The 26,407-nt window shown below is 70.3% G+C and carries 26 protein-coding genes, 1 tRNA gene and 2 pseudogenes; 15 read left to right on the top strand and 14 right to left on the bottom strand.

Annotated elements, in window-relative coordinates; all coding sequences use genetic code 11:
- Positions 1-166 precede the first annotated feature (166 nt).
- Positions 167-595 (top strand): peptidase inhibitor family I36 protein, encoded by a 429-nt coding sequence (locus QBL25_RS14760; protein WP_409062655.1) that lies wholly within the window; start codon positions 167-169, stop codon positions 593-595.
- Here QBL25_RS14760 and QBL25_RS14755 read toward each other — a convergent pair.
- Together QBL25_RS14755 and aceE are read right to left on the bottom strand one after the other, a co-directional pair.
- Complete coding sequence (locus QBL25_RS14755) at positions 576-1,478, bottom strand: ion channel (RefSeq protein ID WP_409057494.1); 903 nt, start codon at positions 1,476-1,478, stop codon at positions 576-578. The two genes, QBL25_RS14760 and QBL25_RS14755, sit on opposite strands and share 20 nt — an antisense overlap.
- A 213-nt stretch (positions 1,479-1,691) precedes the next feature.
- Positions 1,692-4,424 (bottom strand): pyruvate dehydrogenase (acetyl-transferring), homodimeric type, encoded by a 2,733-nt coding sequence (gene aceE, locus QBL25_RS14750; protein ID WP_409057493.1) that lies wholly within the window; start codon positions 4,422-4,424, stop codon positions 1,692-1,694.
- A 413-nt stretch (positions 4,425-4,837) separates the two neighbouring features.
- Here aceE and QBL25_RS14745 point away from each other — a divergent pair, with 413 nt between their 5' ends.
- The 6 genes from QBL25_RS14745 to QBL25_RS14720 all read left to right on the top strand — a co-directional run bounded on the left by QBL25_RS14745 (position 4,838) and on the right by QBL25_RS14720 (position 9,516).
- Positions 4,838-5,275 carry a DUF3052 domain-containing protein gene (locus QBL25_RS14745; RefSeq protein WP_361189495.1) on the top strand — a complete coding sequence of 146 codons (438 nt, stop codon included), beginning with the start codon at positions 4,838-4,840 and terminating at the stop codon, positions 5,273-5,275.
- 243 nt (positions 5,276-5,518) lie between these two features.
- Complete coding sequence (locus tag QBL25_RS14740; protein ID WP_409057492.1) at positions 5,519-5,986, top strand: peroxiredoxin; 468 nt, start codon at positions 5,519-5,521, stop codon at positions 5,984-5,986.
- Between the two features lie 153 nt (positions 5,987-6,139).
- Positions 6,140-6,715, top strand: coding sequence for a TerD family protein (locus QBL25_RS14735; RefSeq protein ID WP_361827689.1), 576 nt, complete (start codon positions 6,140-6,142; stop codon positions 6,713-6,715).
- Positions 6,716-6,860: 145 nt separating this feature from the next.
- Positions 6,861-7,436, top strand: a complete 576-nt coding sequence (locus QBL25_RS14730) for a TerD family protein (protein WP_409062654.1) — start codon at positions 6,861-6,863, stop codon at positions 7,434-7,436.
- A 64-nt stretch (positions 7,437-7,500) separates the two neighbouring features.
- Positions 7,501-8,655 (top strand): DUF475 domain-containing protein, encoded by a 1,155-nt coding sequence (locus tag QBL25_RS14725; RefSeq protein ID WP_409057491.1) that lies wholly within the window; start codon positions 7,501-7,503, stop codon positions 8,653-8,655.
- Positions 8,656-8,772: 117 nt separating this feature from the next.
- Positions 8,773-9,516, top strand: a complete 744-nt coding sequence (locus QBL25_RS14720) for a Tellurium resistance (RefSeq protein WP_409062653.1) — start codon at positions 8,773-8,775, stop codon at positions 9,514-9,516.
- A gap of 44 nt (positions 9,517-9,560) precedes the next feature.
- Here QBL25_RS14720 and QBL25_RS14715 read toward each other — a convergent pair whose 3' ends face one another.
- Complete coding sequence (locus QBL25_RS14715) at positions 9,561-10,481, bottom strand: TerD family protein (protein ID WP_409057490.1); 921 nt, start codon at positions 10,479-10,481, stop codon at positions 9,561-9,563.
- Between the two features lie 181 nt (positions 10,482-10,662).
- Between QBL25_RS14715 and QBL25_RS14710 the strand changes: the two genes are divergently transcribed.
- From QBL25_RS14710 to QBL25_RS14695, 4 genes are all read left to right on the top strand, one after another.
- Positions 10,663-11,829 carry an HpcH/HpaI aldolase/citrate lyase family protein gene (locus QBL25_RS14710; protein ID WP_409057489.1) on the top strand — a complete coding sequence of 389 codons (1,167 nt, stop codon included), beginning with the start codon at positions 10,663-10,665 and terminating at the stop codon, positions 11,827-11,829.
- Positions 11,830-11,897: 68 nt separating this feature from the next.
- Positions 11,898-14,549 carry a phosphoribosyltransferase gene (locus QBL25_RS14705; RefSeq protein ID WP_409057488.1) on the top strand — a complete coding sequence of 884 codons (2,652 nt, stop codon included), beginning with the start codon at positions 11,898-11,900 and terminating at the stop codon, positions 14,547-14,549.
- A gap of 20 nt (positions 14,550-14,569) precedes the next feature.
- On the top strand, positions 14,570-15,436 hold the full coding sequence (locus tag QBL25_RS14700; protein ID WP_409057487.1) for an HAD family hydrolase: 867 nt from the start codon (positions 14,570-14,572) through the stop codon (positions 15,434-15,436).
- Positions 15,437-15,573: 137 nt separating this feature from the next.
- Positions 15,574-15,792, top strand: a complete 219-nt coding sequence (locus QBL25_RS14695; protein ID WP_409057486.1) for an FmdB family zinc ribbon protein — start codon at positions 15,574-15,576, stop codon at positions 15,790-15,792.
- A gap of 49 nt (positions 15,793-15,841) precedes the next feature.
- Here QBL25_RS14695 and QBL25_RS14690 read toward each other — a convergent pair whose 3' ends face one another.
- From QBL25_RS14690 to QBL25_RS14675, 4 genes and pseudogenes are all read right to left on the bottom strand, one after another.
- On the bottom strand, positions 15,842-16,831 hold the full coding sequence (locus tag QBL25_RS14690; RefSeq protein ID WP_409057485.1) for a sugar kinase: 990 nt from the start codon (positions 16,829-16,831) through the stop codon (positions 15,842-15,844).
- A gap of 158 nt (positions 16,832-16,989) precedes the next feature.
- A pseudogene (locus QBL25_RS14685) lies at positions 16,990-17,646 on the bottom strand (bifunctional 4-hydroxy-2-oxoglutarate aldolase/2-dehydro-3-deoxy-phosphogluconate aldolase); the annotation flags it as partial.
- Positions 17,647-17,704: 58 nt separating this feature from the next.
- Positions 17,705-18,415: a DUF4383 domain-containing protein gene (locus QBL25_RS14680; protein WP_409057484.1), complete on the bottom strand. Its 711-nt coding sequence runs from the start codon at positions 18,413-18,415 to the stop codon at positions 17,705-17,707.
- Positions 18,416-18,593: 178 nt separating this feature from the next.
- Entirely contained in the window at positions 18,594-19,949 is a 1,356-nt protein-coding gene (locus QBL25_RS14675; RefSeq protein WP_409062652.1) for a hypothetical protein, read from the bottom strand.
- Between the two features lie 551 nt (positions 19,950-20,500).
- Between QBL25_RS14675 and QBL25_RS14670 the strand changes: the two genes are divergently transcribed.
- Positions 20,501-20,572: transfer RNA gene (locus tag QBL25_RS14670), tRNA-Val, on the top strand.
- A 117-nt stretch (positions 20,573-20,689) separates the two neighbouring features.
- Here the strand turns inward: QBL25_RS14670 and QBL25_RS14665 are convergent.
- Complete coding sequence (locus QBL25_RS14665) at positions 20,690-21,196, bottom strand: two-component system response regulator (RefSeq protein WP_409057483.1); 507 nt, start codon at positions 21,194-21,196, stop codon at positions 20,690-20,692.
- A 368-nt stretch (positions 21,197-21,564) separates the two neighbouring features.
- Between QBL25_RS14665 and QBL25_RS14660 the strand changes: the two genes are divergently transcribed.
- Positions 21,565-21,858 (top strand): hypothetical protein, encoded by a 294-nt coding sequence (locus QBL25_RS14660; protein WP_409057482.1) that lies wholly within the window; start codon positions 21,565-21,567, stop codon positions 21,856-21,858.
- A gap of 185 nt (positions 21,859-22,043) precedes the next feature.
- On the opposite strand, the gene QBL25_RS14655 is transcribed toward QBL25_RS14660, so the two are convergent.
- The 5 genes from QBL25_RS14655 to QBL25_RS14635 form a co-directional block, all read right to left on the bottom strand.
- Positions 22,044-22,430, bottom strand: a complete 387-nt coding sequence (locus QBL25_RS14655; protein ID WP_409057481.1) for a peptidase inhibitor family I36 protein — start codon at positions 22,428-22,430, stop codon at positions 22,044-22,046.
- A complete protein-coding gene (locus QBL25_RS14650) occupies positions 22,430-23,116 on the bottom strand; it encodes a hypothetical protein (RefSeq protein ID WP_409057480.1) in 687 nt (228 codons plus the stop codon). The genes QBL25_RS14655 and QBL25_RS14650 overlap by 1 nt, the downstream gene beginning before the upstream one ends.
- Positions 23,117-23,125: 9 nt before the next feature.
- Complete coding sequence (locus QBL25_RS14645) at positions 23,126-23,512, bottom strand: hypothetical protein (RefSeq protein ID WP_409057479.1); 387 nt, start codon at positions 23,510-23,512, stop codon at positions 23,126-23,128.
- A gap of 155 nt (positions 23,513-23,667) precedes the next feature.
- Positions 23,668-23,976, bottom strand: a complete 309-nt coding sequence (locus tag QBL25_RS14640) for a hypothetical protein (protein WP_409057478.1) — start codon at positions 23,974-23,976, stop codon at positions 23,668-23,670.
- A gap of 40 nt (positions 23,977-24,016) precedes the next feature.
- Positions 24,017-24,364 carry a hypothetical protein gene (locus QBL25_RS14635; protein WP_409057477.1) on the bottom strand — a complete coding sequence of 116 codons (348 nt, stop codon included), beginning with the start codon at positions 24,362-24,364 and terminating at the stop codon, positions 24,017-24,019.
- Between the two features lie 186 nt (positions 24,365-24,550).
- Between QBL25_RS14635 and QBL25_RS14630 the strand changes: the two are divergent.
- Positions 24,551-24,775, top strand: a pseudogene (locus QBL25_RS14630) (DUF2277 domain-containing protein); the annotation flags it as partial.
- A gap of 92 nt (positions 24,776-24,867) precedes the next feature.
- Here QBL25_RS14630 and QBL25_RS14625 read toward each other — a convergent pair.
- Positions 24,868-25,488 carry a DedA family protein gene (locus QBL25_RS14625; protein ID WP_409057476.1) on the bottom strand — a complete coding sequence of 207 codons (621 nt, stop codon included), beginning with the start codon at positions 25,486-25,488 and terminating at the stop codon, positions 24,868-24,870.
- Between the two features lie 256 nt (positions 25,489-25,744).
- Here QBL25_RS14625 and QBL25_RS14620 point away from each other — a divergent pair, with 256 nt between their 5' ends.
- Entirely contained in the window at positions 25,745-26,299 is a 555-nt protein-coding gene (locus QBL25_RS14620; RefSeq protein ID WP_409057475.1) for a superoxide dismutase family protein, read from the top strand.
- The last annotated feature ends 108 nt before the right edge of the window (positions 26,300-26,407 follow it).

Below are 26,407 nucleotides of genomic sequence, written 5' to 3'. Positions count from 1 at the left end.
CCGAGTAAACATCTGTCTGGCGCTCACGCATCAGGGAAAGCCCCTCAGGGTTCAACTGGGGGGCTTTCGCCTATCTGGGTGACGCACATCCGTACCCCTTCCGACGGAGCTAGCGAGTGGGTCACAGTTCTGGCAAGTGATCCACACGACACGGGAGTTGAAGCAGATGCGCACGACCTTGCCCACGACCTTCGCCGTCACCGCGCTCGCCACGGTGATCCTCGCCCCCACGCAAGCCGGCGCCATGGCACCCGCGACACAGGCCGGTCTCCCGACACCCGCGAAGTACGCCGGAGCCGCCGCGCCACCCACGCTCGCCGACTGCGGGCCCGGGGAGCTCTGCCTATGGGGAAAGGCGAAGTTCAAGGGCGCCCGGCACACGTATGAGCTGTCCGCGATCGACATCGAGAGCTGTGTAGCGCTGCCGGAGGGGGGCAGCGCTCAGGCACTCGCCAATCGCACGGGCCGGCCGGTCACCACTTATCAATCCGCGGAGTGCGCCGAGACCGGGGAGTTCGACACCTATCCAGGGGGTGGCACCTGGGTTCCCGAATCTCCCTATCGCGTGCGGGCGTTCAAGGTCTGGGAGAGCTGACCGGAGGCACCTGAGGAGCATCCGCGGCCGGCGCCGGCCGCGGAACCTCCACCGGAGCCGACTGCTGAGCCTCCACCGGAGCTGACCGCTGAGCTTCTACCGGAGGCGGAGACGACCGCTGAGCCTCCGGTTCCGCCGTCGCCGGTGCTCCGCCCGACAGCGCCGTCACCTGTGCCCGCAGGGCCTGCACCTCTGTCGTCAGCGCCTCGATCGCCGCCGTCTGGCGCCGCTCCTCGACGTCGTCCCGGTCGAAGCGCGAGATGAACCAGGCCGCGATGTTGGCGGTCACCACACCCAGCAGTGCGATGCCCGACAGCATCAGGCCGACCGCCAGCACGCGGCCGAGGCCGGTCGTCGGCGCGTGATCGCCGTAGCCGACGGTGGTCATCGTGGTGAAGGACCACCACACCGCGTCGCCGAGCGTCTTGATGTTGCCGTTCGGCGACTCCCGCTCCACCGACAGGACGGCCAGCGAACCGAACATGAGGAGGCCCACGACCGCACCGGCCACATACGTCGTCAACCGAATCTGGGACGCCATCCGGGCCCGGCGTCCGACCAGCAGCAGCGTCGAGACCAACCGCAGCAGCCGCAGCGGCTGCAACATGGGGAGGAGGACAGCACAGAGGTCGAGCCAGTGCGAGCGCACGAACTGCTTGCGGTGGTCGGTGAGATAGAGGCGTACGAGATAGTCCACGGCGAACGAAGCCCAGACGATCCACTCCACCACCGTGCAGACGGTGCCGACGCCCTGGCTCGCGGCGGGCGCCACGATGGGCACGGCGTACGCGACGGCGAAGGCCACCGCGAGCGCGAGGAGCGGACCTTGGGTGCGTCGCTCCCAGCGGAGCTGCGCCGGCGGGTGCTTTACGGGGGCTTCCATCCGCGCATCGTAGGAAATGCCGGAGGGCGGCGGGAGCCATCCCCACCGCCCTCCGGGCGTCCTACGCCTTGCGAGTACCGCACCTACTACAGGCGATACCGGCAGGCAACACCGGCAAGCAGCACCCGCAAGCACTACAGCCGGGCAATACAGACAGGCCCGCTACCGGCCTGCCGCCAGCTCGGCTCAGCTCAGCTCAGCTCAGCTCAGCTCCTAAGCGTCGCCCCCAGCGGCGCCCGGGTCGGCCGCCGTGACGTCCAGCAGCTGGTAGCGGTCGATGGCCTGCTTCAGTACGGAGCGGTCCAGCTTGCCCTCGCGGGCCAGCTCGGTGAGCACGCCGACCACGATCGACTGCGCGTCGATGTGGAAGAAGCGGCGGGCCGCACCGCGGGTGTCCGCGAAGCCGAAGCCATCGGCGCCCAGGGACTGGTACGTGCCCGGGACCCAGCGGGAGATCTGGTCGGGGACGCTCCGCATCCAGTCGGAGACGGCCACGAACGGACCCTCCGCGCCGGACAGCTTCTGCGTCACGTACGGGGTGCGCTGCTCTTCCTCGGGGTGGAGGAAGTTGTGGCGCTCCACGTCGACCGCCTCGCGGCGCAGTTCGTTCCAGGAGGTCGCCGACCAGACGTCCGCCTTGACGTTCCACTCCGAAGCGAGGATCTGCTGGGCCTCGACCGCCCACGGCACCGCGACACCGGAGGCGAGGATCTGCGCCGGGATGGCGCCCTGCTCGCCCGCCTTGTAGCGGTAGATGCCCTTGAGGATGCCGTCCACGTCCACGTCGGCGGGCTCGGCCGGGTGCTGGACCGGCTCGTTGTAGACGGTGAGGTAGTAGAAGACGTCCTCGCTGTCGGGGCCGTACATCCGGTGCAGGCCGTCCTTGACGATGTGCGCGATCTCGTAACCGAAGGCCGGGTCGTAGGCGACGCAGCCCGGGTTGGTCGAGGCGAGCAGCTGCGAGTGGCCGTCCGCGTGCTGGAGGCCCTCGCCGGTCAGGGTCGTGCGGCCGGCGGTGGCGCCCAGGACGAAGCCGCGGGCCAGCTGGTCGGCCATCTGCCAGAACTGGTCGCCGGTGCGCTGGAAACCGAACATCGAGTAGAAGACGTACACGGGGATCAGCGGTTCGCCGTGGGTGGCGTAGGCCGAGCCGGCGGCGATCAGTGAGGCCGTGCAGCCGGCCTCGGAGATGCCGTCGTGCAGCATCTGACCGGTCGGGGACTCCTTGTAGGCGAGGAGCAGCTCGCGGTCGACGGCCTCGTACTGCTGGCCGAGCGGGTTGTAGATCTTCGCGCTCGGGAAGAAGGCGTCCATGCCGAAGGTGCGGTACTCGTCGGGGGCGATCAGCACGAAGCGCTTGCCGATCTCCTTGTCCCGCATGAGGTCCTTCAGGATGCGGACGAACGCCATGGTCGTGGCGATCGACTGCTGGCCCGAACCCTTCTTCGCGGTCGCGTACGTCTTGTCCTCGGGAAGCTGGAGGGGCTTCGCGCGGACGACGCGGGTCGGGACGTAACCGCCGAGGCCCTGGCGGCGGTCGTGCATGTACTGGATCTCTTCCGAGTCGCGGCCCGGGTGGTAGTACGGCGGGGCGCCGCCTTCCAGCTGTGCGTCCGTGATCGGGATGTGCAGGCGGTCGCGGAAGCCCTTGAGGTCGTCGACCGTCAGCTTCTTCATCTGGTGTGTGGCGTTGCGGCCCTCGAAGTTCGGGCCGAGCGTCCAGCCCTTGACCGTCTGCGCCAGGATGACGGTCGGCTGGCCCTTGTGGGCCTTGGCGGCGGCGTACGCCGCGTAGACCTTCTTGTGGTCGTGGCCGCCGCGGCCCAGGTGCAGGATCTGCTCGTCGGTCATGTTCTCGACCATGGCGCGCAGGCGGTGGTCGTCGCCGAAGAAGTGTTCGCGGATGTACGAGCCGGTCTCGGTCGCGTACGTCTGGAACTGGCCGTCGGGGGTGGTGTTGAGCCGGTTGACCAGGACGCCGTCGCGGTCCTGGGCGAGCAGCGGGTCCCAGCTGCGGTCCCAGACCAGCTTGATGACGTTCCAGCCGGCGCCGCGGAACTGCGACTCGAGCTCCTGGATGATCTTGCCGTTGCCGCGTACCGGGCCGTCGAGGCGCTGGAGGTTGCAGTTGACGACGAAGGTCAGGTTGTCCAGGCCCTCACGGGCGGCGATGGAGAGCTGGCCGAGCGACTCGGGCTCGTCCATCTCGCCGTCGCCGAGGTAGGCCCAGACATGCGACTTGGAGGTGTCGGCGATGCCGCGCGCCTCCATGTAGCGGTTCATCCGCGCCTGGAAGATCGCGCCGAGGGGGCCGAGGCCCATCGAGACGGTCGGGAACTCCCAGAAGTCCGGCATCAGACGCGGGTGCGGGTAGGACGAAAGTCCGTTCGGAGCCTTCGACTTCTCCTGGCGGAACGCGTCGAGCTGCTGCTCGGAGAGCCGGTCGAGGAGGAAGGCGCGGGCGTAGATGCCGGGGGACGCGTGCCCCTGGAAGAAGATCTGGTCGCCGCCGTCGCCCTCGTCCTTGCCGCGGAAGAAGTGGTTGAAGCCCACGTCGTAGAGGGAGGCGGACGAGGCGAAGGTGGCGATGTGGCCGCCGACCCCGATTCCGGGGCGCTGGGCGCGTGACACCATCACGGCGGCGTTCCAGCGGGTCGCGTTGAGGACCTTGCGCTCGATCTCCTCGTTGCCGGGGAAGAACGGCTCGTCCTTGGTGGCGATCGTGTTGACGTAGTCCGTGCTGCGCATCTCGGGTACGGCAACACGCTTTTCGCGCGCACGTTCGATAAGTCGGAGCATCAGGTAGCGGGCCCGCTCGCGGCCGCGTTCGTCGACCGCGGCATCGAGGGAGTCGAGCCACTCCTGGGTCTCTTCGGGATCGAAGTCCGGGACCTGACTCGGCAGGCCGCCAATGATGATCGGGTTGCGATCGGATCCGGAAGCCACGCTGTTCCTTCGCTGTTGGGGCTTTCGCCTGGGTTCTGCCTGGCTGTGAGACGTTCCCCATCGTGTACCGCGTAGGCGTAATCGTCATCTCTACTGAGAGGTAACCGAGGGGTCCGCCCGGCGGCCCTGGGGTAGGCTCGACCAAATCGCAACGATACGCCCATCCCGCCAAGCCGGTTCGTAAGGCCGTTCGGACCTCAGTTCCGAGCGGTGTCGTACGAGCGAAGTGCGAGCGGACAAGGATCTGGCAGGTGGGCCTTGAGTTGCGGCGACACGGCCGGGAACGTCACCGTTTCGGCGGTCTTGACGGCCGGGTACTTGCGCGATCCGGTCCGCCCGTGTGGACTACCGCCAATGTCCCGCGCACGCGCGTGGGTGAAGGCATTCCCGAAAACATGATCAGGAGGCAAGCCGTGAGCGCGACCGCGGACCACGCGGAGGAGCGGACCAACCCTGCCGCGAGGCTGGGTTTCCAGCCCGAGCAGGTGGTCCAGGAGATCGGCTACGACGACGATGTCGATCAGGAGCTCCGCGAGGCCATTGAAGGGGTGATCGGCAGCGAGCTCGTCGACGAGGACTACGACGACACTGCTGACGCCGTGGTGCTGTGGTTCCGCGAGGACGACGGCGACCTGACGGATGCGCTGGTGGACGCCACCCAGCTGATCGAAGAAGGCGGCGACCTCTGGCTGATGACGCCCAAGACAGGCCGTGACGGCTATGTCGAGCCGAGCGACATCAACGAAGCAGCCCAGACCGCCGGCCTCGCTCAGACCAAGAGCATCAACGCGGGCAAGGACTGGACGGGCAGCCGTCTGGTCACGCCGAAGGCGGCAGCCAAGAAGCGGTGAAGCTGCCGCTCAGGCAGCAGGAAGTCGACTGAGCCCATCGCCGTGAGCCCCCACCGACACATGCCGGTGGGGGCTCACGCGCGCGTGGGGGCCGGCCGAGGGGTGTCGAGGGGGCAGGGGAGGGGCAGTCGCGTGGCAGGGGAGTGACGGGGCGAAGTGCCCGCCCTGCGGGGTGATCGGACGAAACGCCCGTTGCGTAGGGTGGTCGTCACCTGAACAGCCCCACCGAAGGGATGCGAACTCATGGCGCTCGCTGGAATCGCCACCGGCACCAAGGCCCCGGACTTCGAACTGAAGGACAACCACGGCCGGACCGTGAAGCTCTCGGACTTCCGCGGCGAGAAGAACGTGGTGCTGCTCTTCTACCCGTTCGCGTTCACCGGCGTGTGCACGGGCGAGCTCTGCGCGCTCCGCGACGAGCTGCCGAAGTTCGTCAACGACGACACCCAGCTCCTCGCGGTCTCCAACGACTCCATGCACACCCTGCGCGTCTTCGCCGAGCAGGAGGGCCTGGAGTACCCGCTGCTCTCCGATTTCTGGCCGCACGGCGAGGCGTCGCGGGCGTACGGCGTCTTCGACGAGGACAAGGGCTGCGCGGTGCGCGGCACGTTCATCATCGACAAGGAGGGCGTGGTGCGCTGGACTGTCGTCAACGACCTGCCGGACGCCCGCGACCTCGACGAGTACGTCAAGGCGCTCGGCACCCTGTGATTCCTCAGGGGTGACACCCTGTGATTCTTCAGGTGCAGAGCCTGTGGCGGCCGGGAACCGGTCACTAGGATCCACTCGTTGATCCGATGGCAAGCACGACTGGCAGAGCATGACCGGGGCTCCCCGCCCCTGGACATCAATTTGGGAGGATTTGTGGGAGTCAGCCTCAGCAAGGGCGGCAACGTATCGCTGAGCAAGGAGGCGCCCGGCCTGACCGCGGTTCTGGTCGGCCTGGGCTGGGACGTCCGTACCACCACCGGTACGGACTTCGACCTCGACGCCAGCGCCATTCTGACCAACGCCGAGGGCAAGGTCAGCAGCGACGGCAACTTCGTCTTCTTCAACAACCTGAAGAGCCCGGACGGATCCGTCGAGCACACCGGTGACAACACCACCGGTGAGGGCGAGGGCGACGACGAGGCGATCAAGGTCGACCTGGCCGCCGTCCCGGCCGACGTGGACAAGATCGTCTTCCCGGTCTCGATCTACGACGCCGAGACCCGTCAGCAGTCGTTCGGCCAGGTCCGCAACGCGTTCATCCGTGTCGTGAACCAGGCGGGCGGCGCGGAGATCGCGCGGTACGACCTCTCCGAGGACGCCTCGACGGAGACCGCGATGGTCTTCGGCGAGCTGTACCGCAACGGAGCGGAGTGGAAGTTCCGCGCCGTCGGCCAGGGCTACGCCTCGGGCCTGCGCGGCATCGCGCAGGACTTCGGCGTCAACGTCTGAGCCGAGTAACGCCCTCCGTCCGTCGTCCGGCGCCGCACACCACGAGTGCGGCGCCGGACGCGCTCAAAACTCCTGTTCCCGGGCATGCTCCCGTACGACGGGAGACCGGGAATTCTTGCTCACGAACCACGGGGAGGACCACATCATGGGCGTCACGCTCGCCAAGGGAGGCAATGTCTCCCTCTCCAAGGCCGCACCGAACCTCACACAGGTCCTGATCGGCCTCGGCTGGGACGCACGCTCCACCACCGGAGCGCCCTTCGACCTCGACGCCAGCGCGCTGATGTGCACCTCGGGGAGGGTGATGGGCGATGAGTGGTTCGTCTTCTACAACAACCTCAAGAGCCCGGACGGCTCGGTCGAACACACCGGCGACAACCTCACGGGTGAGGGTGACGGGGACGACGAGTCGCTCCTGATCGACCTCTCGAAGGTGCCCGCCGACTGCGACAAGATCGTGTTTCCCGTCTCGATCCACGACGCGGACAACCGCGGGCAGACCTTCGGCCAGGTCAGCAACGCCTTCATCCGGGTGGTCAATCAGGCCGACCATCAGGAGCTGGCTCGGTACGACCTCTCCGAGGACGCCTCCACGGAGACCGCGATGATCTTTGGCGAGGTGTACCGCTATGGCGGAGAGTGGAAGTTCCGTGCCGTTGGGCAGGGGTACGCGTCGGGACTGCGGGGCATCGCTCTAGACTTCGGGGTCAACGTTTCGTAAAGCCGGGGACCGGCGCGGGGGAGACCGCTAAACGGGAGCCCGTACACACACGATTGGGTAGCCAGTGCTTCTGAAAACCTTCGGCTGGTCGTTCGCGGTTACCGCGCTCGGCTTGGTCGCGGCGGTGTTCTACGGGGGGTGGACAGGTTTCGGGATCGTGGCGATCCTGTCGATCCTCGAGATCTCGCTGTCCTTCGACAACGCGGTGGTCAACGCCGGAATCCTGAAGAAGATGAGTGCCTTCTGGCAGAAGATCTTCCTCACCATCGGTGTCCTGATCGCCGTCTTCGGCATGCGGCTCGTGTTCCCCGTCGCGATCGTGGCCATCAGCGCCAAGATCGGCCCGATCGAGGCTGTGCGTCTCGCGCTCAACGACAAGGACAAGTACCAGCAGCTGGTGACCGACGCTCACCCGTCGATCGCCGCGTTCGGTGGCATGTTCCTGTTGATGATCTTCCTCGACTTCATTTTCGAGGACCGTGACATCAAGTGGCTCGGCTGGCTGGAGCGCCCGCTGGCCAAGCTCGGCAAGATCGACATGCTGTCGGTCTGCATCGCGCTCGTCGTGCTCATGGTCTCCGCGGTGACCTTCGCCACCCACGCCCACCAGCACGGTGGCACGCATGTGGACAAGGCGCAGACGGTGCTCATCTCCGGAATCGCCGGACTCATCACCTATCTCGTGGTGGGCGGCTTGTCGGGCTTCTTCGAGAACAAACTCGAGGAAGAAGAGGAGCGCGAGCACGAGCAGGAGGAAGAGGCCAAGAAGACCGGCAAGAAGGTTCCTGCCGTCGTCATGGCCGGCAAGGCCGCCTTCTTCATGTTCCTCTACCTCGAGGTCCTGGACGCGTCCTTCTCCTTCGACGGCGTCATCGGCGCCTTCGCCATCACGAACGACATCGTCCTGATGGCGCTCGGCCTGGGCATCGGCGCGATGTACGTCCGTTCGCTCACCGTCTACCTGGTCCGCCAGGGCACCCTCGACGACTACGTCTACCTGGAGCACGGCGCGCACTACGCGATCGGCGCCCTCTCCGTGATCCTGCTCGTCACGATCCAGTACGAGATCCACGAGGTCATCACCGGCCTCGTCGGCGTCGTCCTGATCGCCTGGTCCTTCTTCTCCTCGGTCCGCCGCAATCAGAAACTCGCGGCCGCCGAGGGCAAGGACAAGGGTTCGGGCTCGGACGAGAAGACAGAGGTCTCTTCCGGCGTGTGACGCCGGGCAGAGTGAGGAACGCTTCTGAACGGGGCGGCCATCGAGGACGAGTCCTCCTGGCCGCCCCGTGGCATTCGTAAGGGGCCCATGGGGTCCCGGCACTTTTTGGGGGCGGCGATGTCCTTCTGGGACGGTTTGTGGCGTGGGCGCTCGATGGACTACGAGTCGGGCAGCGCGGCGACCAACTCCATCGAACTCACGAAGAGGCGCCCGACGGTCTCGCTCAACAAACAGGGCGCGGCCACCGGCAACCTCCGGGTCAACCTCTCCTGGCAGATGCGGACGTCCGACATCATCGGCAAGCCCAAGGGCGGCGGACTGCTGCGGCACCCCCTCAGGATGTTCCAGCCCGACGTGGTGCAGGCGCACACCCAGGGCGTGGTCAACGTCGACCTCGACCTCGGCTGCCTGTACGAGACGGTGGACGGCGCCAAGGGCGTCGTGCAGCCCCTGGGCAGCTTCTTCGGGGACCTGAACGCCCCGCCGTTCGTGAAGCTCAGCGGCGACGACCGGTTCGGTTCGCCGTCAGGCGAGACGATCTACGTGAACCTCGACCACCGCGAGTCGATCAAGCGGCTGCTGTTCTTCGCCTACATCTACGACCAGACGCCGGCCTTCGACCGCACGCACGCCAAGGTCACGCTGTACCCCAGCAACGGCCCGCGGATCGAGATCGACCTGGACGAGCGCCAGCCGCAGGCCCGCTCCTGCGCGATATTCACGCTGGAGAACGTCAAGGACGAACTGGTCGTGCGCCGTGAGGTGAAGTTCGTGTACGGCTTCCAGGCCGAGCTCGACCGGCTGTACGGCTGGGGCCTTCAGTGGGGCCGCGGCTACAAGACGAAGGTCGGCGGCACCTGAAGCCCCGGCCGGCCCGCGCCCTCCCTCGGCGTGCGAGGAACTGCTCAGCGTGCGAGGAACTGCGGGCCCTGGGGCGGCAGCCGGAAGTTCGGGTCGGGCATCGGGGCCACGGGCTGCGGATAGCCGTACGAGGGCTGGGGGAGCGGGGCCGCCTGGACGGGTGCGTGCTGCGGGTAGCCGTAGGACGGCTGCGGGGCCGGCTGGTGGCGCGGCGGCTCGGGCGGATAGCCGTACGAGGGCTGGGGGGCCGGCGCGGGGAACGGCTGCGGGGCCGGGACCTGCGGGGGCGGGGCCTGGGTGACCGGAGCCTGGGTGGCCGGGGCCGGTGCGGGCATCGGCTGCGGCTGCGCCTGCCGGTGGGGGTGCGGCTGCGGCTGCGAGGCCTCGGTGGTCGGCTCGGGAACCGCCTCGGACTCGTCCACGGAGATCCCGAAGTCGCCGGCGAGTCCCTCCAGGCCGTTGAGGTAGCCCTCGCCCAGGGCGCGGAACTTCCACACGTCGCCGCGGCGGTACAGCTCGCCGCAGATCAGGGCCGTCTCCGAGCCCGTCTGCGGGGTGATGTCGAAGTAGGCGAGAGGTTCGGCCTCGCCCGCTCCCGCGTCGTACAGCAGGATGCGCAGGGCGGTTACGTGTTTGAAGGCGACGTTCTCGGCGGAGGCGACCAGGAGGACTCGGCTGACCGCGGGATCCAGGCCCGCCATGTCCGTCTGAATCGTGTCGGTCGAGCCCTCGGAGAGGCCCTGGGCGACGCGCTTCTTGCCGAGCCGCCAGACCTTGCCGGACGGGTGGCGCGGCTGGTTGTAGAAGACGAAGTCCTCGTCGGACCGCACGCGGCCGTCGGCGCCGAGGAGCAGGGCCGACGCGTCGACGTCGGGGACGCCCTGCCCGGGGGTCCAGCGCAGCACGGCGCGGACCGCCGTGGCTTCGAGCGGGACGTTCGACCCCTTCAACATCGCGTGCGTCATGCGGTCATCCTGCCTTCCCGGGTTTGGACGGGACAACGCGGGGGTGACGGTGTGTGGCCCGTGTGTCTGTCATGGCCGAGTTACTTGAATTTCATGCCCGTGGGGAACCCTTGACACCCGTCCCTACGTACTATTACCGGCCACATCACGTCGGGTCGCGCCGACGAGTACAGGGGAAATAATGCGTCATTTCGGGCATATAGCCCCAGAGGTGCGAGAGCGTCTCTTCCATCGGGAGCCGTGCGACTTCACCGCGGACTCCTCCCCGCGCCTGCTCGCCGCCGCCCTGGGAGCCACCCTCTACAGCCCCGCCACGCGTCCCCGCCTCGCCGACGACATCCTGAAGCAGGCCGGTCGTGGCGTGATCTCGATGGTGCTCTGCCTGGAGGACTCGATCGACGACGCGGAGGTCGTCGGCGCCGAGGAGAACCTCGTCAGGCAGTTCGCCGACCTGGACCAGCGGGCCGGCGCCGAGCCTCCGCTGCTGTTCATCCGGGTCCGCTCGCCCGAACAGATAGCCGACCTGGCGGACCGCCTCGGCCCCGCCATCCGGCTGCTCTCCGGATTCGTGCTGCCGAAGTTCACCGAGGAGCGCGGCGTCGCCTTCCTGGAGTCGCTCGCCGTGGCGGAAGCCGCCAGCGGCCGTCGGCTCTTCGCGATGCCGGTCCTCGAATCGCCCGAGCTGCTGCACCTGGAGAGCCGCTCGGACACCTTGGCCGGGATCGCCCGCACCGTCGACAAATACCGCGAGCGGGTGCTCGCGCTGCGCCTCGGCGTCACCGACTTCTGTTCGGCGTACGGCCTGCGCAGACCCCCGCACATGACCGCGTACGACGTCCACATCGTGGCCTCGGTCATCGCCGACGTGGTCAACCACCTCGGCAGGGCCGACGGCACGGGCTTCACCGTGACCGGACCCGTCTGGGAGTACTTCCGCGTCCAGGAGCGGATGTTCAAGCCGCAGCTGCGCCGCAGTCCCTTCCTGGAGGGCAGGGCGGAAGAGCTGCGGCAGGCGCTCATCGAGCACGACATCGACGGACTGCTCCGCGAGATCGAGCTGGACCGGGCCAACGGCCTGCTGGGCAAGACCTGCATCCACCCCACCCACGTGCTGCCCGTGCACGCGCTCTCGGTCGTCAGCCACGAGGAATTCAGCGACGCCGAGGACATCCTGCGCCCGGAGCGGAACGGCGGCGGGGTCATGCGCTCGGCGTACACGAACAAGATGAACGAAGTCAGGCCGCATCGCGCCTGGGCCGAGCGGACCCTCCAGCGGGCCGAGGTCTTCGGCGTCGCGCGCGAGGACATCGGCTTCGTGGAGCTCCTCAGCGCCGGGCTCTCCGGCTGACCACCGCCCCGCCGGGCTCTCCGGCCGACGGCGACGAACGTAGGGAACCTAAGGACTGTGCGAGGACTGTGAACGACGACGTGGTGTGGTCAGGGACGTGGGTGGCCGAGCGGCTCGGTGTGGAACTGGCCGGGGACGCGGGGCTGAGCGGCATGCTCGGCCTCGCCCTGCGCCGCAACCCGAAGCGGGCGCACCTCCTGGTGTCGAACGTCCTCGGCAAGCACGTGCCGCAGCTCCCGTCCGTGGTGTACGCGGCCGGGCACGACCTCGGCGTACGGGCGCGCGCGCTCCTGGGCGACGCGGAGGCCCGGCGCGCGGTCGTGCTCGGGTACGCGGAGACGGCGACCGGCCTCGGCCACTGCGTGGCGGACGGCATCGGCCTCGCGCCCTACCTCCACTCCACGCGCCGCCCGGTCGACTCCGTGCGCAGCGCGGGCGGCTTCGAGGAATCCCACTCGCACGCGACCTCGCACCTGCTGCTGCCCGAGGATCCGCGGCTGCTCACCAGGGACGGCCCGCTGGTCCTCGTCGACGACGAGTTCTCCACCGGGAACACCGTCCTGAACACCATCCGCGCCCTGCACGAGCTGTACCCGCGCGAGCGGTACGTCATCGTGGCCCTCGTCGACATGCGCTCCCCGCGGGATCGGGGCCGCCTGGCCGACTTCGCCCGCGAGATCGGCGCGCGCGTCGACCTGATCACCACGGCGTCCGGCACGGTGAGCCTGCCGGACGGCGTCCTGGAGAAGGGACAGGCACTGGTCGAGGAGTACGAGGCTGCGGCCCTCCCCGCCCCGCGCCGCGAGGGCGGCTCGGTCACCCGGGTCGACCTCGGCTGGCCCGCCGGCATCCCGGACGGCGGCCGCCACGGCTTCGCCCCCGAGCACCGGGCGGCGCTCGACGCGGCGCTGCCGGGGATGGCGGACCGGATCACGGAGGCGCTGCTGCCGGGGCTGAGGAGTGTCGAGGCTTTCGGTGGTCTTGGTGGTTCTGGTGGTCTTGGCGGTTCCGGTGGGGCTGGTGGTTCCGGCGAGGCAGGGCCTGCGCAGCCCACGGAGCACTCTGAGCCTGCGGAGCCCGCCGAGCCCGCCGCAGCCTCTGAGTCCTCCGAGCGCCCGGAGCGTGACCGTGCCCGTGCCCGTGTCCTCGTCCTCGGCTTCGAGGAGCTGATGTACGCCCCGCTGGCCCTCGGCGTGGCGCTGGAGGAGCGGCTGCCCGCGGACGCCGTGGACGTGCGGTACTCCACCACGACCCGCTCGCCCGTCCTCGCCGTCGACGACCCCGGCTACGCCATCCGCAGCCGCCTCGTCTTCCCCGCCCACGACGCGCCCGCCGACGGACCCGGCGAGCGGTACGCGTACAACGTCGCGGGCGGCGGCTTCGACGCGATCGTCCTCGTCGTCGACTCCGTGGCCGACCGGCCCGAGCTCCACGCCCCGGACGGCCTGCTCGCGCAGCTCGCCGCGCACACCCCGCGGGTGCTGCTCGCCGTCGTACCGTCGTACGTCCCCGGGCAGACCCCCGCGCAAGCCCCCGAGCACGTCCCCGAAAGGCCCTCCATGCTGCCCGAGCCCCTCCGCGGCCCCGACTTCTCCTCGTACGCGGCCGAAGACGTCGGCTGGCTGCTCCAGGATCTCTCGGACGTGCGCCTGGAGGCGCCCACCGAGGAGCGCGAGGAGGCGATACAGAGCGGTGGCGCGCACTACGCCGAGTCGCTGCCGGTCGAGTACCAGCCGAGCCCGCAGTACCAAGAGCTGTTCCGCGCGGCGCTCGGCACGTCCGCCGCCCGCATCGCGCAGGCCGTCGGCACCGTCACCGAGACCGTGCTCGCCGAGCGGTCGCCCCGCCCCGTCCTCGTCTCGCTGGCCCGCGCGGGCACGCCCGTCGGCGTCCTGATGCGGCGCTGGGCGCAGCACCGGCACGGCCTCGACCTGCCGCACTACGCCGTGTCGATCGTGCGCGGCCGCGGCATCGACGCCAACGCGCTGCGGTGGCTCGCCGCCCACCACGACACGGCCGACGTCGTCTTCGTCGACGGCTGGACGGGCAAGGGCGCCATCACGCGCGAACTCGCCGACGCGGTAAGGGAGTTCGAGGAGGCCGGTGGCCCCGCCGGGTTCAACCCGGAGATCGCGGTGCTCGCCGACCCGGGGTCCTGTGTCCGCACCTACGGCACCCGCGAGGACTTCCTCATCCCCTCCGCCTGCCTCAACTCGACGGTGTCCGGCCTGATTTCGCGTACCGTCCTGCGCGCGGACCTCGTCGGCCCCGACGACTTCCACGGCGCGAAGTTCTACCGCGAACTCGCCGACGGCGATGTCTCCCTCGACTTCCTCGACGCCATAGCGGCCCACTTCGACGAGGTCTTCGACTCCGTGGACGCCGAGGTCAAGGAGCTGCTCTCGGCCGACAGGGCGCCGACCTGGGAGGGCTGGGCCGCCGTGGAGCGGATCAGTGAGGAGTACGGGATCCACGACGTGAACCTGGTCAAGCCGGGCGTCGGCGAGACGACGCGCGTCCTGCTGCGCCGCGTCCCCTGGAAGATCCTGGCGCGCGCGGGAGCGGGGGCCGACCTCGATCACGTACGACTCCTCGCGGAGCAGCGCGGCGTACCGGTCGAGGAAGTGGCCGAACTCCCCTACACCTGCGTCGGACTGATCCACCCTCAGTTCACGCGCGGAGCCACCGGCACGGACGGCAAGGCGGTGACCACCAAGTGAGTACCTCCAGTAGGTCTGGCATGTCTGGTACTTCCTCCAGTACGGCTGGCGCGCCCGGTGCGTCTCGTGCGGGTGGCGCGTCGGGTGAGGTCCTGGTCGCCAGCGACCTCGACCGCACCCTCATCTACTCCGCCGCCGCCCTCGGCCTGACCATGCCCGACGCCGAGGCGCCCCGCCTGCTGTGCGTCGAGGTGTACGAGAGCAAGCCCCTGTCGTACGTCACCGAGACCGCAGCCGGGCTCCTCGACGAGGTGGGCCGCAGTACGGTCTTCGTGCCCACCACCACGCGGACGCGCGAGCAGTACGGGCGCATCCATCTGCCGGGCCCCGCACCGAAGTTCGCGATCTGCGCCAACGGCGGGCACATCCTGGTGGACGGGGTGTCCGACCCCGGCTGGCGGGCCGACGTCGACCGCCGCCTCGCCGCGGAGTGCGCCTCGCTCGACGAGGTCCGTACGCACATGGTGCGCACCGCCGATCCTGCCTGGCTCCTGAAGGAGCGCGTGGCCGAGGACCTCTTCGCCTACCTGGTCGTCGAGCGCACCCTGCTGCCGGAGGAGTGGGTCAAGGAGCTCGCCGTGTGGGCGGAAGGCCGCGGCTGGACCGTCTCGTTGCAGGGCCGCAAGATCTACGTGGTACCGAAGCCGCTGACCAAGAGCGCTGCCGTACGGGAGGTGGCCCGGCGCGTAGATGCGCCCGAGATCCTCGCCGCCGGCGACTCGCTCCTGGACGCCGACCTGCTGCTCGCCGCCGACCGCTCCTGGCGCCCGGGCCACGGCGAACTGGCCGACACGGGCTGGACGGCCCCGGGACTGACGGTGCTGCCGGAGCGGGGCGTCGCTGCGGGGGAGGGGATCCTGCGGGGGTTCCTCGCGGCTGTGGCGTGAGCGAGGCCAGTGGGTAGGTGGGTTCGTGGTCGGGGTGCTGCCGTCGGGCCGTCTGTCGGTGGGGGCTTCCTTCCCTCCAGGGGCCTTTACGTCGAAGCCGTCTGCCCTGGTCGAGTCGCTGCCGTTAGCCTTGGCCCATGCCCCGATACGAGTACCGCTGCCGTTCCTGTGGCGACACCTTTGAGCTGAGCCGCCCGATGGCCGAGTCCGGCGACCCCGCGGCCTGCCCCGCCGGGCACGAGGACTCGGTGAAGCTGCTGTCGACCGTGGCCGTCGGAGGCACCGCCTCGGCGTCCGCCCCCGCCCCCAGTGGCGGAGGCGGAGGCGGTTGCTGCGGCGGAGGCTGCTGCGGCTGACCGGTCGGACGGCTGCACACCTCATCCCGGGGACACCCGGGACGAGGTGTCAGCGGACCACCGTTCCCGGGCCCGCTCCCAGCAGGCCGAGCTCCGAGCGCGTCGGCGCGCCCTCCCAGTCCCCGTGTGAGGCCACGGCGAAGGCGCCCGTGGTCACGGCCCGGTCCAGGCGGCCCGCCACGTCTTCCCCGTCGAGCAGCGCCGAAAGGTATCCGGCGACGAACGCGTCCCCCGCGCCCACGGCGTCCACCGCACGCACCGGGCGCGCCGGGGCGTGCAGTTCCCCGTCGGTGCCGTACGCGGTGGCCCCGTCCGCGCCGAGCTTGACCACGACCTCGCGGACGCCCTGCGCGAGCAGTCCCTTGGCCAGGGCGGCGGCCGTACCGCCGGGGGCCGTCGTCTCCGGTACGCACAGTGGCAGTTCGTCGTCCGAGGCGATGAGGACATCGACGTACGGGATCCACGAGCGCATGACCGCGGCGGACTCGGCCTCGGTCCACAGCCGTGAGCGGAAGTTGACGTCGAGGCAGACCGTGGTGCCGTGCTCCCGGGCCAGTTCGAGGGCGCGGCGGCAGGCGGCGAGCGCGGACGGGCCGAGCGCCGGGGTGATGCCGGTGAGGTGCAGGACACGGGGCGCGTCAGGCGTGGCGGCGAAGGCGCTCTCGACCGCGGCCGCCGTGAGGCGTGAACCGGCGGAACCCGCACGGTAGTAGTGCACGCGGGTCACTTCGGGAAGCCGCGGTTCGAAGAGGATCAGCCCGGTGGGCGCGTCCGGATCGCGGGTGGCCCCGCTGACGTCGACGCCCTCGGCACGCAGCGTGCGCAGCACGAGCTCGCCCGCCTCGTCCTCGCCGACCGCGCCCGCCCATCGGGCGGTGTGGCCGAGACGCGCGAGGCCGATGGCCACGTTCGACTCGGCCCCGGCGATCGACACGTCCATCGAACCGCCCAGCTTCAGCGGCCCGCTGCCGCGCAGGGCGACCATGGACTCGCCCAGGGTCAGGACGTCGGCGGCGCCTGCCCGACCCGTGACGCTCATCGGCCGGCTCCGGTGGCTCCGGGGACTGCCGTAATGGCGGCGGCCTGCGTGGCCCCGGCGGCTCCCGTGATTCCGGGGGTCTCCGCGGCCCCGGCGGCTCCCGTGGTTCCGGAGGTTTCCGCGGCCCCGGTGGTCTCCGCGGTCCCGGCCGCCTCCGCGACCGCCACGAACCGCGCCGCGCGCTTGCGGAGCGCGTCGAGGTCGCCGCCGTCCGCCGCGTCACCGATGAGCGGCGATCCGACGCCGACCGCGACCGCGCCGAGCGCCAGATACTCCTCGGCGGCGGTCGCGTCCACGCCGCCCACCGGTACGAAGGGCACGTCGGGGAAGGGGGCCCGCAACGCCTTGAGGTAGGCGGGCCCGCCCATCGCCGACGCGGGGAAGATCTTCAGGGCGGTGGCGCCCGCGGCACGTGCCGCGATCACGTCGGTGGGCGTCAGGACACCCGCGGCGACGGGCAGTTCACGCCGCAGGGCCTCGTCCACCCCGGCGCCCAGGCCCGGCGTCACGACCAGATTCGCCCCCGCGTCCGCCGCGCGCCGCGCGTCGTCCGCGGTGAGGACCGTGCCCGCGCCCAGCCAGGCCTCGCCGCCGAGCTCCGCGCGCGCCCTGCGCAGGACGCCGAGTGCGTCGGCGCCGCTGAGGGAGACCTCCACGAGCGGCACACCGGACTCGACGAGCGCCATGACCGTACGGAAGGACGCGTCCGCGTCCTTGCCGCGCACGATGGCGACCAGACGCCGGGTGCGGAGGGCGGAGCTGAAGGAGGTGGCGAGGGGTGGAGGGGTGGTGAGGGCAGGCGTGAGGTCCGACATGCCACAAGGCTCGCACAGGGGCCTCAGAGTGCCTGCTCAGGGTGGTCGGGCGGGTTGGCTAGGCCCGGTCGGACCGGCCGTTACCGTCGGCCCGGTTGGCACCGTCGGCTCGGTCGGCGCCGTCGAACCGGTCGGTGCCGTCGAACCGGCCGGTACCGTCCGTCCGGCCGACTTGGCGCTGGGCCAATCGCCCGCGTCCGGCGCGGCCCGCGTGCCCCGCTCGCCCGGCATGCCGCACCTGTCCGGCGGCGTGCCCCGCCTGTTCGGGGTGGCGTGCCCGCCAGTACGGATTGTCGTGCGGCAGGGCCGAGCCGACCCTCCCGTACATCCCGAAGATCATGAGCAGGACGCCGACCACGAAGCTGAACAGGACGTTCGGGATGCGGAAGGCGAGGAAGTTCAGGCCGGTGTCCAGCAGGGCGAGATTCACGAAGCCGCTGAGGATGAAGGCACAGCCCAGGACCATGTTGAGCGTCGACGCGAAGTTGCCGCCGATCACCATGCCGACGAAGAGGAGCAGCCCGACGCAGATCGACAGGACGCTCAGCGCGCCGTTGGTGTTCAGACCGGCGACGGTGTCGCCCCCGGTGTCGAAGAACCCGACCTTGTCGATCAGGCCGAGGATGCCGAAGGTGAGCAGGACGAGACCCATCAGACCCGCGCCGAAGCGGTAGACCGTGCTCAGACGGTGGTCGACGGGCAGATGTTCGTTGAGCGTGACGCGTCGCCCGGGCTGCCTCGCCCCTGGGCGGAGTACGTGCGTGGCCATGTCGCCTCCTCTGCGGAGTGCGTACGCGTACGTACCTCAAGGATCCGCCCGCGAGCCGCCGACCGCCACCAGACGCCGCCCGACACCGCCCGACCCCGGACGCCTCAAAGGGAAGCCGCCCCGCGCCAACCCTCCTCGGCAGTGCAGTGGCAGCTACCGCTACCGCCGCCGTGGCCGCTCAGGCGCCCTGTCCCCGCTCCTCCCGGATCTGGGAGACCACCCCGGCCACCGTCTGCCGCACGGCTTCGGTCTCGGTCAGGAAGTGCCAGTAGTCCGGGTGGCGGCCCTCCAGGGAGGCCACCGCGCGGTCCAGGCGGGCGACGGACTCGTCCAGCGGACGGGCGTGCCGCTGCTCCGGCGTCTGGCGCCCCGCCATGGCCAGGCGCTGGGCGTCACGGATCGCGAAGCGGGTGCGCTCGATCTCCTGCTGGGGGTCCTTCGCCACGGCGTTCAGCCGGTGCAGGCGGTCACCGGCGGCCGAGACCGCCTCGTCCGTCGAGTTCAGCAGGGCGCGGACCGTCGAGAGCAGGGACGTGGCGTCCGGCCAGCGCTGCTCCTCGCGCGCCTGCCGGGCCTCCTTCAGCTTGGCCTCGGCCTGCCTTACGTTCTCCGCGGCCTGGTCCGGGACGCGCTGGAGGTCCTGCCAGCAGGCGATCGTGAAGCGGCGCCGCAGCTCGCTGAGGATGGGCTCGACCTGGCCGCTGCGGGTGGTGAGCGCCTGCGCGCGCGTCCGCAGTGTCACCAGGCGGCGGTCTATCTCGGCGGCACGCTCGGGCAGCCGCTCGGCCTCGGCGCGGACGGCTTCGGCGTCCCGCAGGACGCGGTCGGCGCGCTGGAGCGTCTCCGGGACGCCGTGCTGTCCCGCGCCCTGGTTGAGTTTGGTCAGCTCGGGCCCGAGGGCCGCGAGGCGGGCGGCGAGATCGTCCGCCTTGAGGCCTGCTCCTCGTACGGCGTCGAGGGCGTTGCTGGCGGCGAGGAGGGTCTGCCGGGCGCGCTCGACGGCGGGGGCGAGCCGGGCTAGCTGCGTCTCCGCCTTATTCAGCAGCGGGCCGAGCCCCTGCTGGAAGCGGTCCAGGTCCTGCTTGGCCTTGTCCAGCTCGCCCTTGGCCTCGGTGAGCTCGGTCCGGGCGCGGGCGGCGACGGAGGCTTCCAGGTCGTCCCGGTCCAGGTCGTGCGCGTCCACCGCGCTGATGTACTGGTGGCTGGCCTCGTCGATCCGCCGCCCGATGGCCTCGAAGTCCGAGACGGCGCGCTGGGCCGCGGGCGTGGAGTCGACGGCGACGATGGTCTCGACGGAGATCCGCAGGTCCCGCTGGGCGGTGTCCAACTCGTAGAAGGCGGCTGCCGCCGCGTCCTTCGCGGCCTGGGCGTCGGCCCGCACGCTCTCCCCGCGCCCGCCGAACCACCGCCGGGTGCCACCGCCGGCGAAGGCCGCCGGGAGGGTAAGGGCGAGGAGGGGGAGAGGCAGGAGAACGAGGGCGAGGGCGTCACGCAGGGGACTCGGCCGCGCGCTCCCGCGGCGCCGCCGACGCAGATCCCCGACCGGCGGGTTTCCGTCCGACGGTTTCCCGTCCGGCGGGTTTCCGTCTGGCAGTTTCCCGACCGGCAGTTTCCCGTCCGGCGGGCTCGCGTCGGGCAGCGGTCCTCGCGGCTCGGCCAGTCCCGGCCGTTCGGTCCGTCTCGGCCGGTCGGCCAGTCCCGGCCGTTCGGTCAGTCCCCGCGGTTCCGGTAGTTCCCGCGGTTCGGGCAGTGCTGATCTGCTCGACGTGTCCGGTGTGTACGGCTGCGAAGGTGTCGCCGTCACTATCCCTCTCCCGTGCTGTCATCCGCCTTGCCCGGTGTCACATTCTCCCACCGGTTAATGACGAACACACGGGCCGGTTAGTTCGCGCTGCGCACCGCGACTTCGCCGTCTTCGCTGCGGGCGGACACGAGGTGCGGACTACCACCGTGACGAGGCACGGAAACATCCACGGCCCCGGTCGGCGCCCCTCCCGGTTCGCGGGCGGAGCCGACCCCTCCTGGGCCCGCCCATACGGGTTTGCGGCGCGGGGTCACAGTCAAGGTAGGCTGTCGAAACATCCCGGGCGCGTAGCTCAGCGGTAGAGCGCTGCCCTTACAAGGCAGATGTCGGCGGTTCGAAACCGTCCGCGCCCACAGTGATGCCGTGCACCTGAGCGGCAGAGACCGGCCCTTCATCCGTGAGCGGATGGAGGGCCGGTTTCATGTGCGGGGTGTGTGGGGCCGGGGTGTGGGGGGTCGGGGTGTGGGGGGTCAGCTCTCGATCTGTGGGTCGGATGTCCAGCGTGGGGCCGAGTGGCTGTCGTTCGTCGGCTTGGTGGACCCGGCTTCCAGCTGGGACCGGAGGTCCTGGATCTCCCGGCGCATGGACTTCAGCTGCTCGTACGTGTCGAAGAGATAGCGGACCTTGGTGCGCAGCGTGAGCGGGTCGATGGGCTTGAGTGCCACGTCGGCGACGCCCAGCAGGAAGGCCGCGGCGGCGATCTCGCGGCTGACGTCGAAACCGGTGAGCAGGATGATGGGTATGGCACGCGTCTGGTCGAGCCGGCGCACGTAGCGCACGACGTCGAGGCCGCTCACGCCCGGCATGCGCACGTCGAGCAGGATGAGCCCGACCTCCCCGCGCAGGACCACCCTGAGGGCGTGGTCGCCGTTGGTCACGCTCACCAGCGGATAGCCGAGAGGAGCCAGCGCGCTCTCCAGCGCGAACAGAGTGTCCCTGTGGTCGTCGACCACGAGGATCACGGATTTCGATGCCATGGACATGAGCCCCCTCTCTCAGTAACCACGGTATGCCGAAGTCGAGTTGGAGAGTCCCTTCGTCACCGCAGGGTGATGTTCGGGTTCATGCTGCGAGCAACATCAGTGACAGCAGCCCCACCCGTAACAGCAGCAACAATGCCGCTTGCCCCCTCCCGCCCAGGGGTGGGAGAGGGCAACTGACGTGCATCGACGACCGGTCCGGGGCCGGTTGGCCGGTCGGCGGAATCGATCGGGTGGTCGGCCAGAACCTCGGGGATCTTGGGGGAGTTGGAGGGGGTGGCAAGGGCTCAGTGAGTGTTCGGTCCGGATGCTTTCGGTGGGCGACCGTCGTGTGCCGTCGGGCCCTGCCGGAAGGGATTCGCCTCGTGAAGATCGCCAAGGCCGCTGCTGGGGTCGTCGGTGTCGGGCTCGCTCTGGGGGCCGTCTCGCCCGCTTTCGCCGCGCCGCAGCCGCCCGTCGACGGGGGCATGCAGATGCTGGACTCCGCCGCAGAAGCCACCCGGGACCTGAAGGATCCCCTCGGTGACGTCGCCGTGGACCCGGCCGCCGGCGAGGTCAGGGCTGACGACCCCGCGGCCGTCACGAACCAGGTCGGCGACGCGGCGCAGGCGCCGATCGCGATGCTCGGTGGGCTGCCTGCCGGGGCGCCGGTCGGCTGACCGGGAGGGATAACGGGAGGGATAAGGGGCGGTGCACCCCATCCCCCGACAGGACGGGGGCGGCTGATTGGGGTGCACCTCGGTGGCGCAGTGGAGCAGTGGAGCAGTGGAGCAGTGGAGCGGTGGAGCAGTGGAACGGTGGGAGCTGTAGCGCGGTGGGGGTGGTGGGGGCGGTGGTTCGGTGGCTAACACTCCATCTTCCACGTGTGCGAGTCACCGCTGTCGTTCGCCCAGCCGCTGGGAGCGGCGATCTCCTGGCCGGGGCTCAGGCACACCGTGCCGAAGCCGACCAGGCCCGGGTTCTCGTAGACCTGGACGTGGTCCTTGATGCCGGGGCCCGAGATGCCGTGGTTGGCCCAGGAGGAGTCCTGGTCCTGGATGGGGTCCTCCCAGTCGTGGTCGTCGCCCGACCAGTTCGTGCGCTGGCCGCCGAAGCCGCTGTCGGTCCAGGCGCAGAACTGGCCGCTGGGGCACGAGGCGGCCTGAGCGGTGGCGGCCGACGTGGTCACGCCCGCGCCGACCGCCAGGAGCGTGGCGGCGAGCAGGGCCGTGGACTTGTGCTTGATGGGCATCAGGCGTGCTTCTCCTTGTGGTGATGAGCGATGTCTTGATGAACGCCGGCGTGATGAGTGGCGTTGTGGTCAGTGGTGTTGCGGTCGGTGCCGTGGTCGTCCGTGGCGTGGTCGTCTGTGGCTTGCTCGTCCGTGGCGTTGCGGTCAGTCGTCTTGCCCGGGGTGGTGAGCTGGGCTCTGGCCCGGTGCAGGGCGCGTGTGCGCAGGGTTCGCCAGTCGGCCAGTTCCTCGCGGTGCTCGGCGCGCACCGAGGCGAGGCTGCGGTCGCGGTGGGCCGCCTCCGGCCTGAGGTTGTTGTGGATCGTCGAGACCCGGAACCAGCGCCGCTGGTCGCCGTAGAGGGTGCGCTGGGCCGCGGCGAGGCAGCCGTCCGTGTGGGCACGCACGACGTACCCGGTGGGGAGCTCGATGGACAGTTCCGTGCGGCCGGTGCCGAACAAGGCGTCCGCCGTACGTTGCTGGGCGGGGCCCGGTGACTTCTCGGGCCCGGCGTGCGGGCGCGGCGGCTTCAGGCCCTGCCGCTTCAGGCAGGCGTCCGTCAGCTGCTGCTGGGCCGCCCTGATGACGTCGTCCGGCGCGAGCGCGGGGGCGCGGGAGTTCGTGGCGGGCGACTGGGCGCAGGCGCTCAGGAGCAGGGCGGGGGAGAGGAGCAGCGCGGCCAGGAGGCGGCGGGGGCGGTGCGGCATCTGCGTACGTCAGCCCTGCTCGCAGCCCATGGTCGAATCGCTGACGCCGTCCAGCTTCTTGGCCCAGGCCGTCCAGTTCTCGTCGTAGTCGTCCTTGCGGATCTCTCGGTAGACGCAGCCGGATCCGGGGCCGTAACTGATGGCGTACACCGAGCCGTTGACGCGTGACTCGAAGGAGTACGCGTGGCGCTGCGTGCCGTTCTCGGCTTCCGCGTAGCCGGGTGGGCCGTAGCACCAGGCGTGGCCCATCATGCCCGGCTCGGACCAGAAGCAGACCTGGCCCGGAGCCGACACCGCGTGCCGCTCGGCGGTCTCGTGCCCGGCCGTGGCCGAGGGGGCGGTCGCGGTCAGGACGGCCGCGAAAGCGGCGGTGAAGACGGTGGTCGTGAAGCGCATACGCGGAGGCTCCCGAGGCTGGTCGATGCGTTGTGCATGACCTCAATCCCCAGCGTTTGTGCAGGTAAGCGCGCCGTCACCCGGAATGGTGACTAGTCGTACCGGAGCTGCCTCGGAGCTGCCTCGGGGGTGACGCAAGGCCGACTCGGGGCGGCTCAGCGGCCCGAGTTCGGGTGTGTCCGGCGGTAGCGGCGGTCCCAGCGCTCCTGGCGTTCCTTGCGGATGCGGTAGTCGCGGTAGGTCTTGGGGAAGCCGCCTCCGCCGCCACCTCCTCCACCCGCACCGCCGCCACCACCTGGGGCCGCGCCCGTGCCGCTTCCGCTGCTGCTGCTCTTGCCCGAGCCTCCGCGGTCGTACTGCTGGACCATGAAGTAGACGAGCGCCGCTGCTGCGAGCCACAGAAGTGGCTGGCTGAAACCCAGGCCGATCAGTGCGACAAGCAGGACGACCAGCAGAAAATTCATGGCAGCACCTCCTCGGCGTAGAGGGAGTCAACGCCCGCCGTCACCCGGTGTCAATGGATTTCTCGTGGACGTGTTTGAGTCGCGCGCGGGCCGCCACCGCGTCGGGTCCGGTCACCTCGTCCCAGAAGCGGTGACAAGTGACGAACACCGCCAACTCCCTTTCCCGGGCACGGAGTTTCTCGACTTCCGCCTGTTCGTCCGGGCTCCAGCCGGGGCTGGCGGGACGTTCCACTTTCCGCCAGCCGCGGTCGTCGCTGAAGCCGTCGAGGGGGGCCACCGACCAGGGGAGCCGCTTCAGCAGGGCCAGGAGCTCGGAGCGGACCTGATGCAGTTCCTCCTGACCCGCGAGGAGGTCGTCCGGGAAGTCGTAAGCAGGGGTTGCAGGCACCCGGTAATGCTACTCCTGTTCGAATTTCGAGTGCGAGGGCCGCCGCGCCTGATGTCGGACGAAATCAGGGAGCGCCCGGGGAAATTCATGGGCACTCGGGGAACTTCAGGGACACCTCGGGCGGGTGGGGACGCGCGTGCGCCGTACGACTTCCCGCCCGCGCCCCGTTCGCGGCAAGCTGTAAGCATGTGCCGCAGCATCAAGACGCTCCGTCCGCCCGCCATCCCCGAGGACGCCACCGAGGAGGAGGTCCGGGCCGCCGCGCTCCAGTACGTGCGCAAGGTCTCCGGTTTCCGCGCCCCGGCCGCGCACAACCGCGAGGTCTTCGACCGTGCCGTGGACGCGGTCGCCGAAGCCACCGCCGAGCTGCTCGCCGGGATCGAGGTACGCGGGGCCAAGCCCCGGACAGCCGAGCAGACCTCCGGGCAGGCCTCTGCTCGGGCCACCCCTGGGCAGGACTCTGATGGGACCTCCGGGCGAGTCCCCGAGAAAGCCTCGGCCGCCTAAGCCGTCGCCGTACGCGGGCGTCGGACCAGGAACGCCGCTCCCGCGCCCGCCGCGAACAGGGCGAGCAGGGAGACGCCCGTGGCCAGCCACGACGCGCCGAGCCACTGGCCGCCGAAGTAGCCGAGGGCGACGCTGTACCCGGCCCAGGCGACGCCGGCCAGGGCCGACCAGGGCAGGAACTCGCGCACCTTGCGGTGGGCCGCGCCCGCGGCGAGCGAGACGATCGAGCGGCCCGCCGGGGCGAAGCGCGCGATGACGACCAGGGCGCCGCCGCCCCGGGCGAGCGCCGTGCCGAGTCGTTCCTGCGCGGTGGTCAGGCGCCGCGAACGGGCGATGGCGCGGTCCAGGCGCTCGCCGCCGCGCCAGGCGAGGCGGTAGACGGCCAGGTCGCCCAGTACCGAGGCGGTAGCCGCGCAGAGCAGCAGGATCAGGATGTCCGGGACCGCGTGCGGAACGCTTCCCGCGCCCGCCGTGCCCGCCGCTGCCGCCGCGGTGGCGGCCGTGATGACGAGGACGCCGCTCGGCAGCACGGGCAGGACGATGTCGAACAGCACGGACAGGACGACTGCCGCGTAGATCCATGGGCTGCTGGTCAGTGCGCCCAGAGTCTCAAGCACCGAAATTCCCCGTAACTCCCCGGTCGACGACTTGACGCCGCGACGTCGCGGGGGAGCGGCAGGGGCGGCTTGGTGACAGCTGTACAGCGTACGCCGCGCTCTCCGCCGTAGATCCACGGGGGGCTCATATGTTCGCTACATCACGTTCACCCGGCTGCCGCCCTCGATGGGGCATCCGGCGCCGAATTCCCGTACCAACGGAGTCACCAACGCGGCGACCAGCAGGGTCGGCGGAGGGTTCGGAAGGAGCGGGGCGATGGTGGCAGGAATGCTCGCCGGGGCCGTGGCGACGGCGGTGCTCGCAGCGGGCGGCGGCGCGGTCGGCGGAGACGGGCCGTGTTACGAGAGCAAGGTCGGGGCGCGGTTCGCGCCGCCCACGGCCTTCGTCTCCTCGTCGGCGATCACGTACGACAAGAAGCTCGTCCCCGCCGGGTCCCGGATCGAGGTCGAGCAGCGCGGCGGGCCCGGCGGCATGGCGGTCACGCTCCGGGTGCAGGGGATGAAGCCCGGGCACGCGTACGGCGCGCACGTGCACCAGAAGCCGTGCGGCGCTGATCCCGCCGCGGCGGGCGGCCACTACCAGGACCGCCAGGACCCGGTCCAGCCCTCCGAGAACCCGGCCTACGTCAATCCGGAGAACGAGGTCTGGCTGGACTTCACCGCGCGCGAGGACGGCTCCGGCGAGGCGAGGGCCCGCCATGACTGGGAGTTCCGGCCGGGCGGCGCCGCATCCGTCGTGCTGCACCGCGAACAGGGCGGCGCGGGCGACCGGCTGGCGTGCTTCACCGTGCCGTTCGCCCCTGTGGGCTGACGTTTCACGGTGCCGTTCGCCCCTGCGGCCTGAAGCTTCACCGTGCCTCGCGCCCCCTGCGGCCTGTGGCACCGGACGGCGGCGAGGGGTCCGGACGTGGCGGTGCCC

It is taken from the genome of Streptomyces sp. SYP-A7185 (assembly GCF_046103685.1).
In the GTDB taxonomy this organism is placed as follows: domain Bacteria; phylum Actinomycetota; class Actinomycetes; order Streptomycetales; family Streptomycetaceae; genus Streptomyces.
This window is presented reverse-complemented; position numbering and strand designations above follow the sequence as displayed.

Bases quoted from the DNA above. Each gene is read 5' to 3' on its own strand.
- QBL25_RS14680 (WP_409057484.1), bottom strand. From the start codon at position 18,415: ATGGCCACGCACGTACTCCGCCCAGGGGCGAGGCAGCCCGGGCGACGC.
- QBL25_RS14640 (WP_409057478.1), bottom strand. From the start codon at position 23,976: ATGAATTTTCTGCTGGTCGTCCTGCTTGTCGCACTGATCGGCCTGGGT.
- QBL25_RS14665 (WP_409057483.1), bottom strand. From the start codon at position 21,196: ATGGCATCGAAATCCGTGATCCTCGTGGTCGACGACCACAGGGACACT.
- QBL25_RS14720 (WP_409062653.1), top strand. From the start codon at position 8,773: ATGTCCTTCTGGGACGGTTTGTGGCGTGGGCGCTCGATGGACTACGAG.
- QBL25_RS14645 (WP_409057479.1), bottom strand. From the start codon at position 23,512: ATGCGCTTCACGACCACCGTCTTCACCGCCGCTTTCGCGGCCGTCCTG.
- QBL25_RS14710 (WP_409057489.1), top strand. From the start codon at position 10,663: ATGCGTCATTTCGGGCATATAGCCCCAGAGGTGCGAGAGCGTCTCTTC.
- QBL25_RS14700 (WP_409057487.1), top strand. From the start codon at position 14,570: ATGTCTGGTACTTCCTCCAGTACGGCTGGCGCGCCCGGTGCGTCTCGT.
- QBL25_RS14760 (WP_409062655.1), top strand. From the start codon at position 167: ATGCGCACGACCTTGCCCACGACCTTCGCCGTCACCGCGCTCGCCACG.
- QBL25_RS14695 (WP_409057486.1), top strand. From the start codon at position 15,574: ATGCCCCGATACGAGTACCGCTGCCGTTCCTGTGGCGACACCTTTGAG.
- QBL25_RS14730 (WP_409062654.1), top strand. From the start codon at position 6,861: ATGGGCGTCACGCTCGCCAAGGGAGGCAATGTCTCCCTCTCCAAGGCC.
- QBL25_RS14650 (WP_409057480.1), bottom strand. From the start codon at position 23,116: ATGCCGCACCGCCCCCGCCGCCTCCTGGCCGCGCTGCTCCTCTCCCCC.
- QBL25_RS14740 (WP_409057492.1), top strand. From the start codon at position 5,519: ATGGCGCTCGCTGGAATCGCCACCGGCACCAAGGCCCCGGACTTCGAA.
- QBL25_RS14690 (WP_409057485.1), bottom strand. From the start codon at position 16,831: ATGAGCGTCACGGGTCGGGCAGGCGCCGCCGACGTCCTGACCCTGGGC.
- QBL25_RS14620 (WP_409057475.1), top strand. From the start codon at position 25,745: ATGGTGGCAGGAATGCTCGCCGGGGCCGTGGCGACGGCGGTGCTCGCA.
- QBL25_RS14755 (WP_409057494.1), bottom strand. From the start codon at position 1,478: ATGGAAGCCCCCGTAAAGCACCCGCCGGCGCAGCTCCGCTGGGAGCGA.
- QBL25_RS14715 (WP_409057490.1), bottom strand. From the start codon at position 10,481: ATGACGCACGCGATGTTGAAGGGGTCGAACGTCCCGCTCGAAGCCACG.
- QBL25_RS14655 (WP_409057481.1), bottom strand. From the start codon at position 22,430: ATGCCCATCAAGCACAAGTCCACGGCCCTGCTCGCCGCCACGCTCCTG.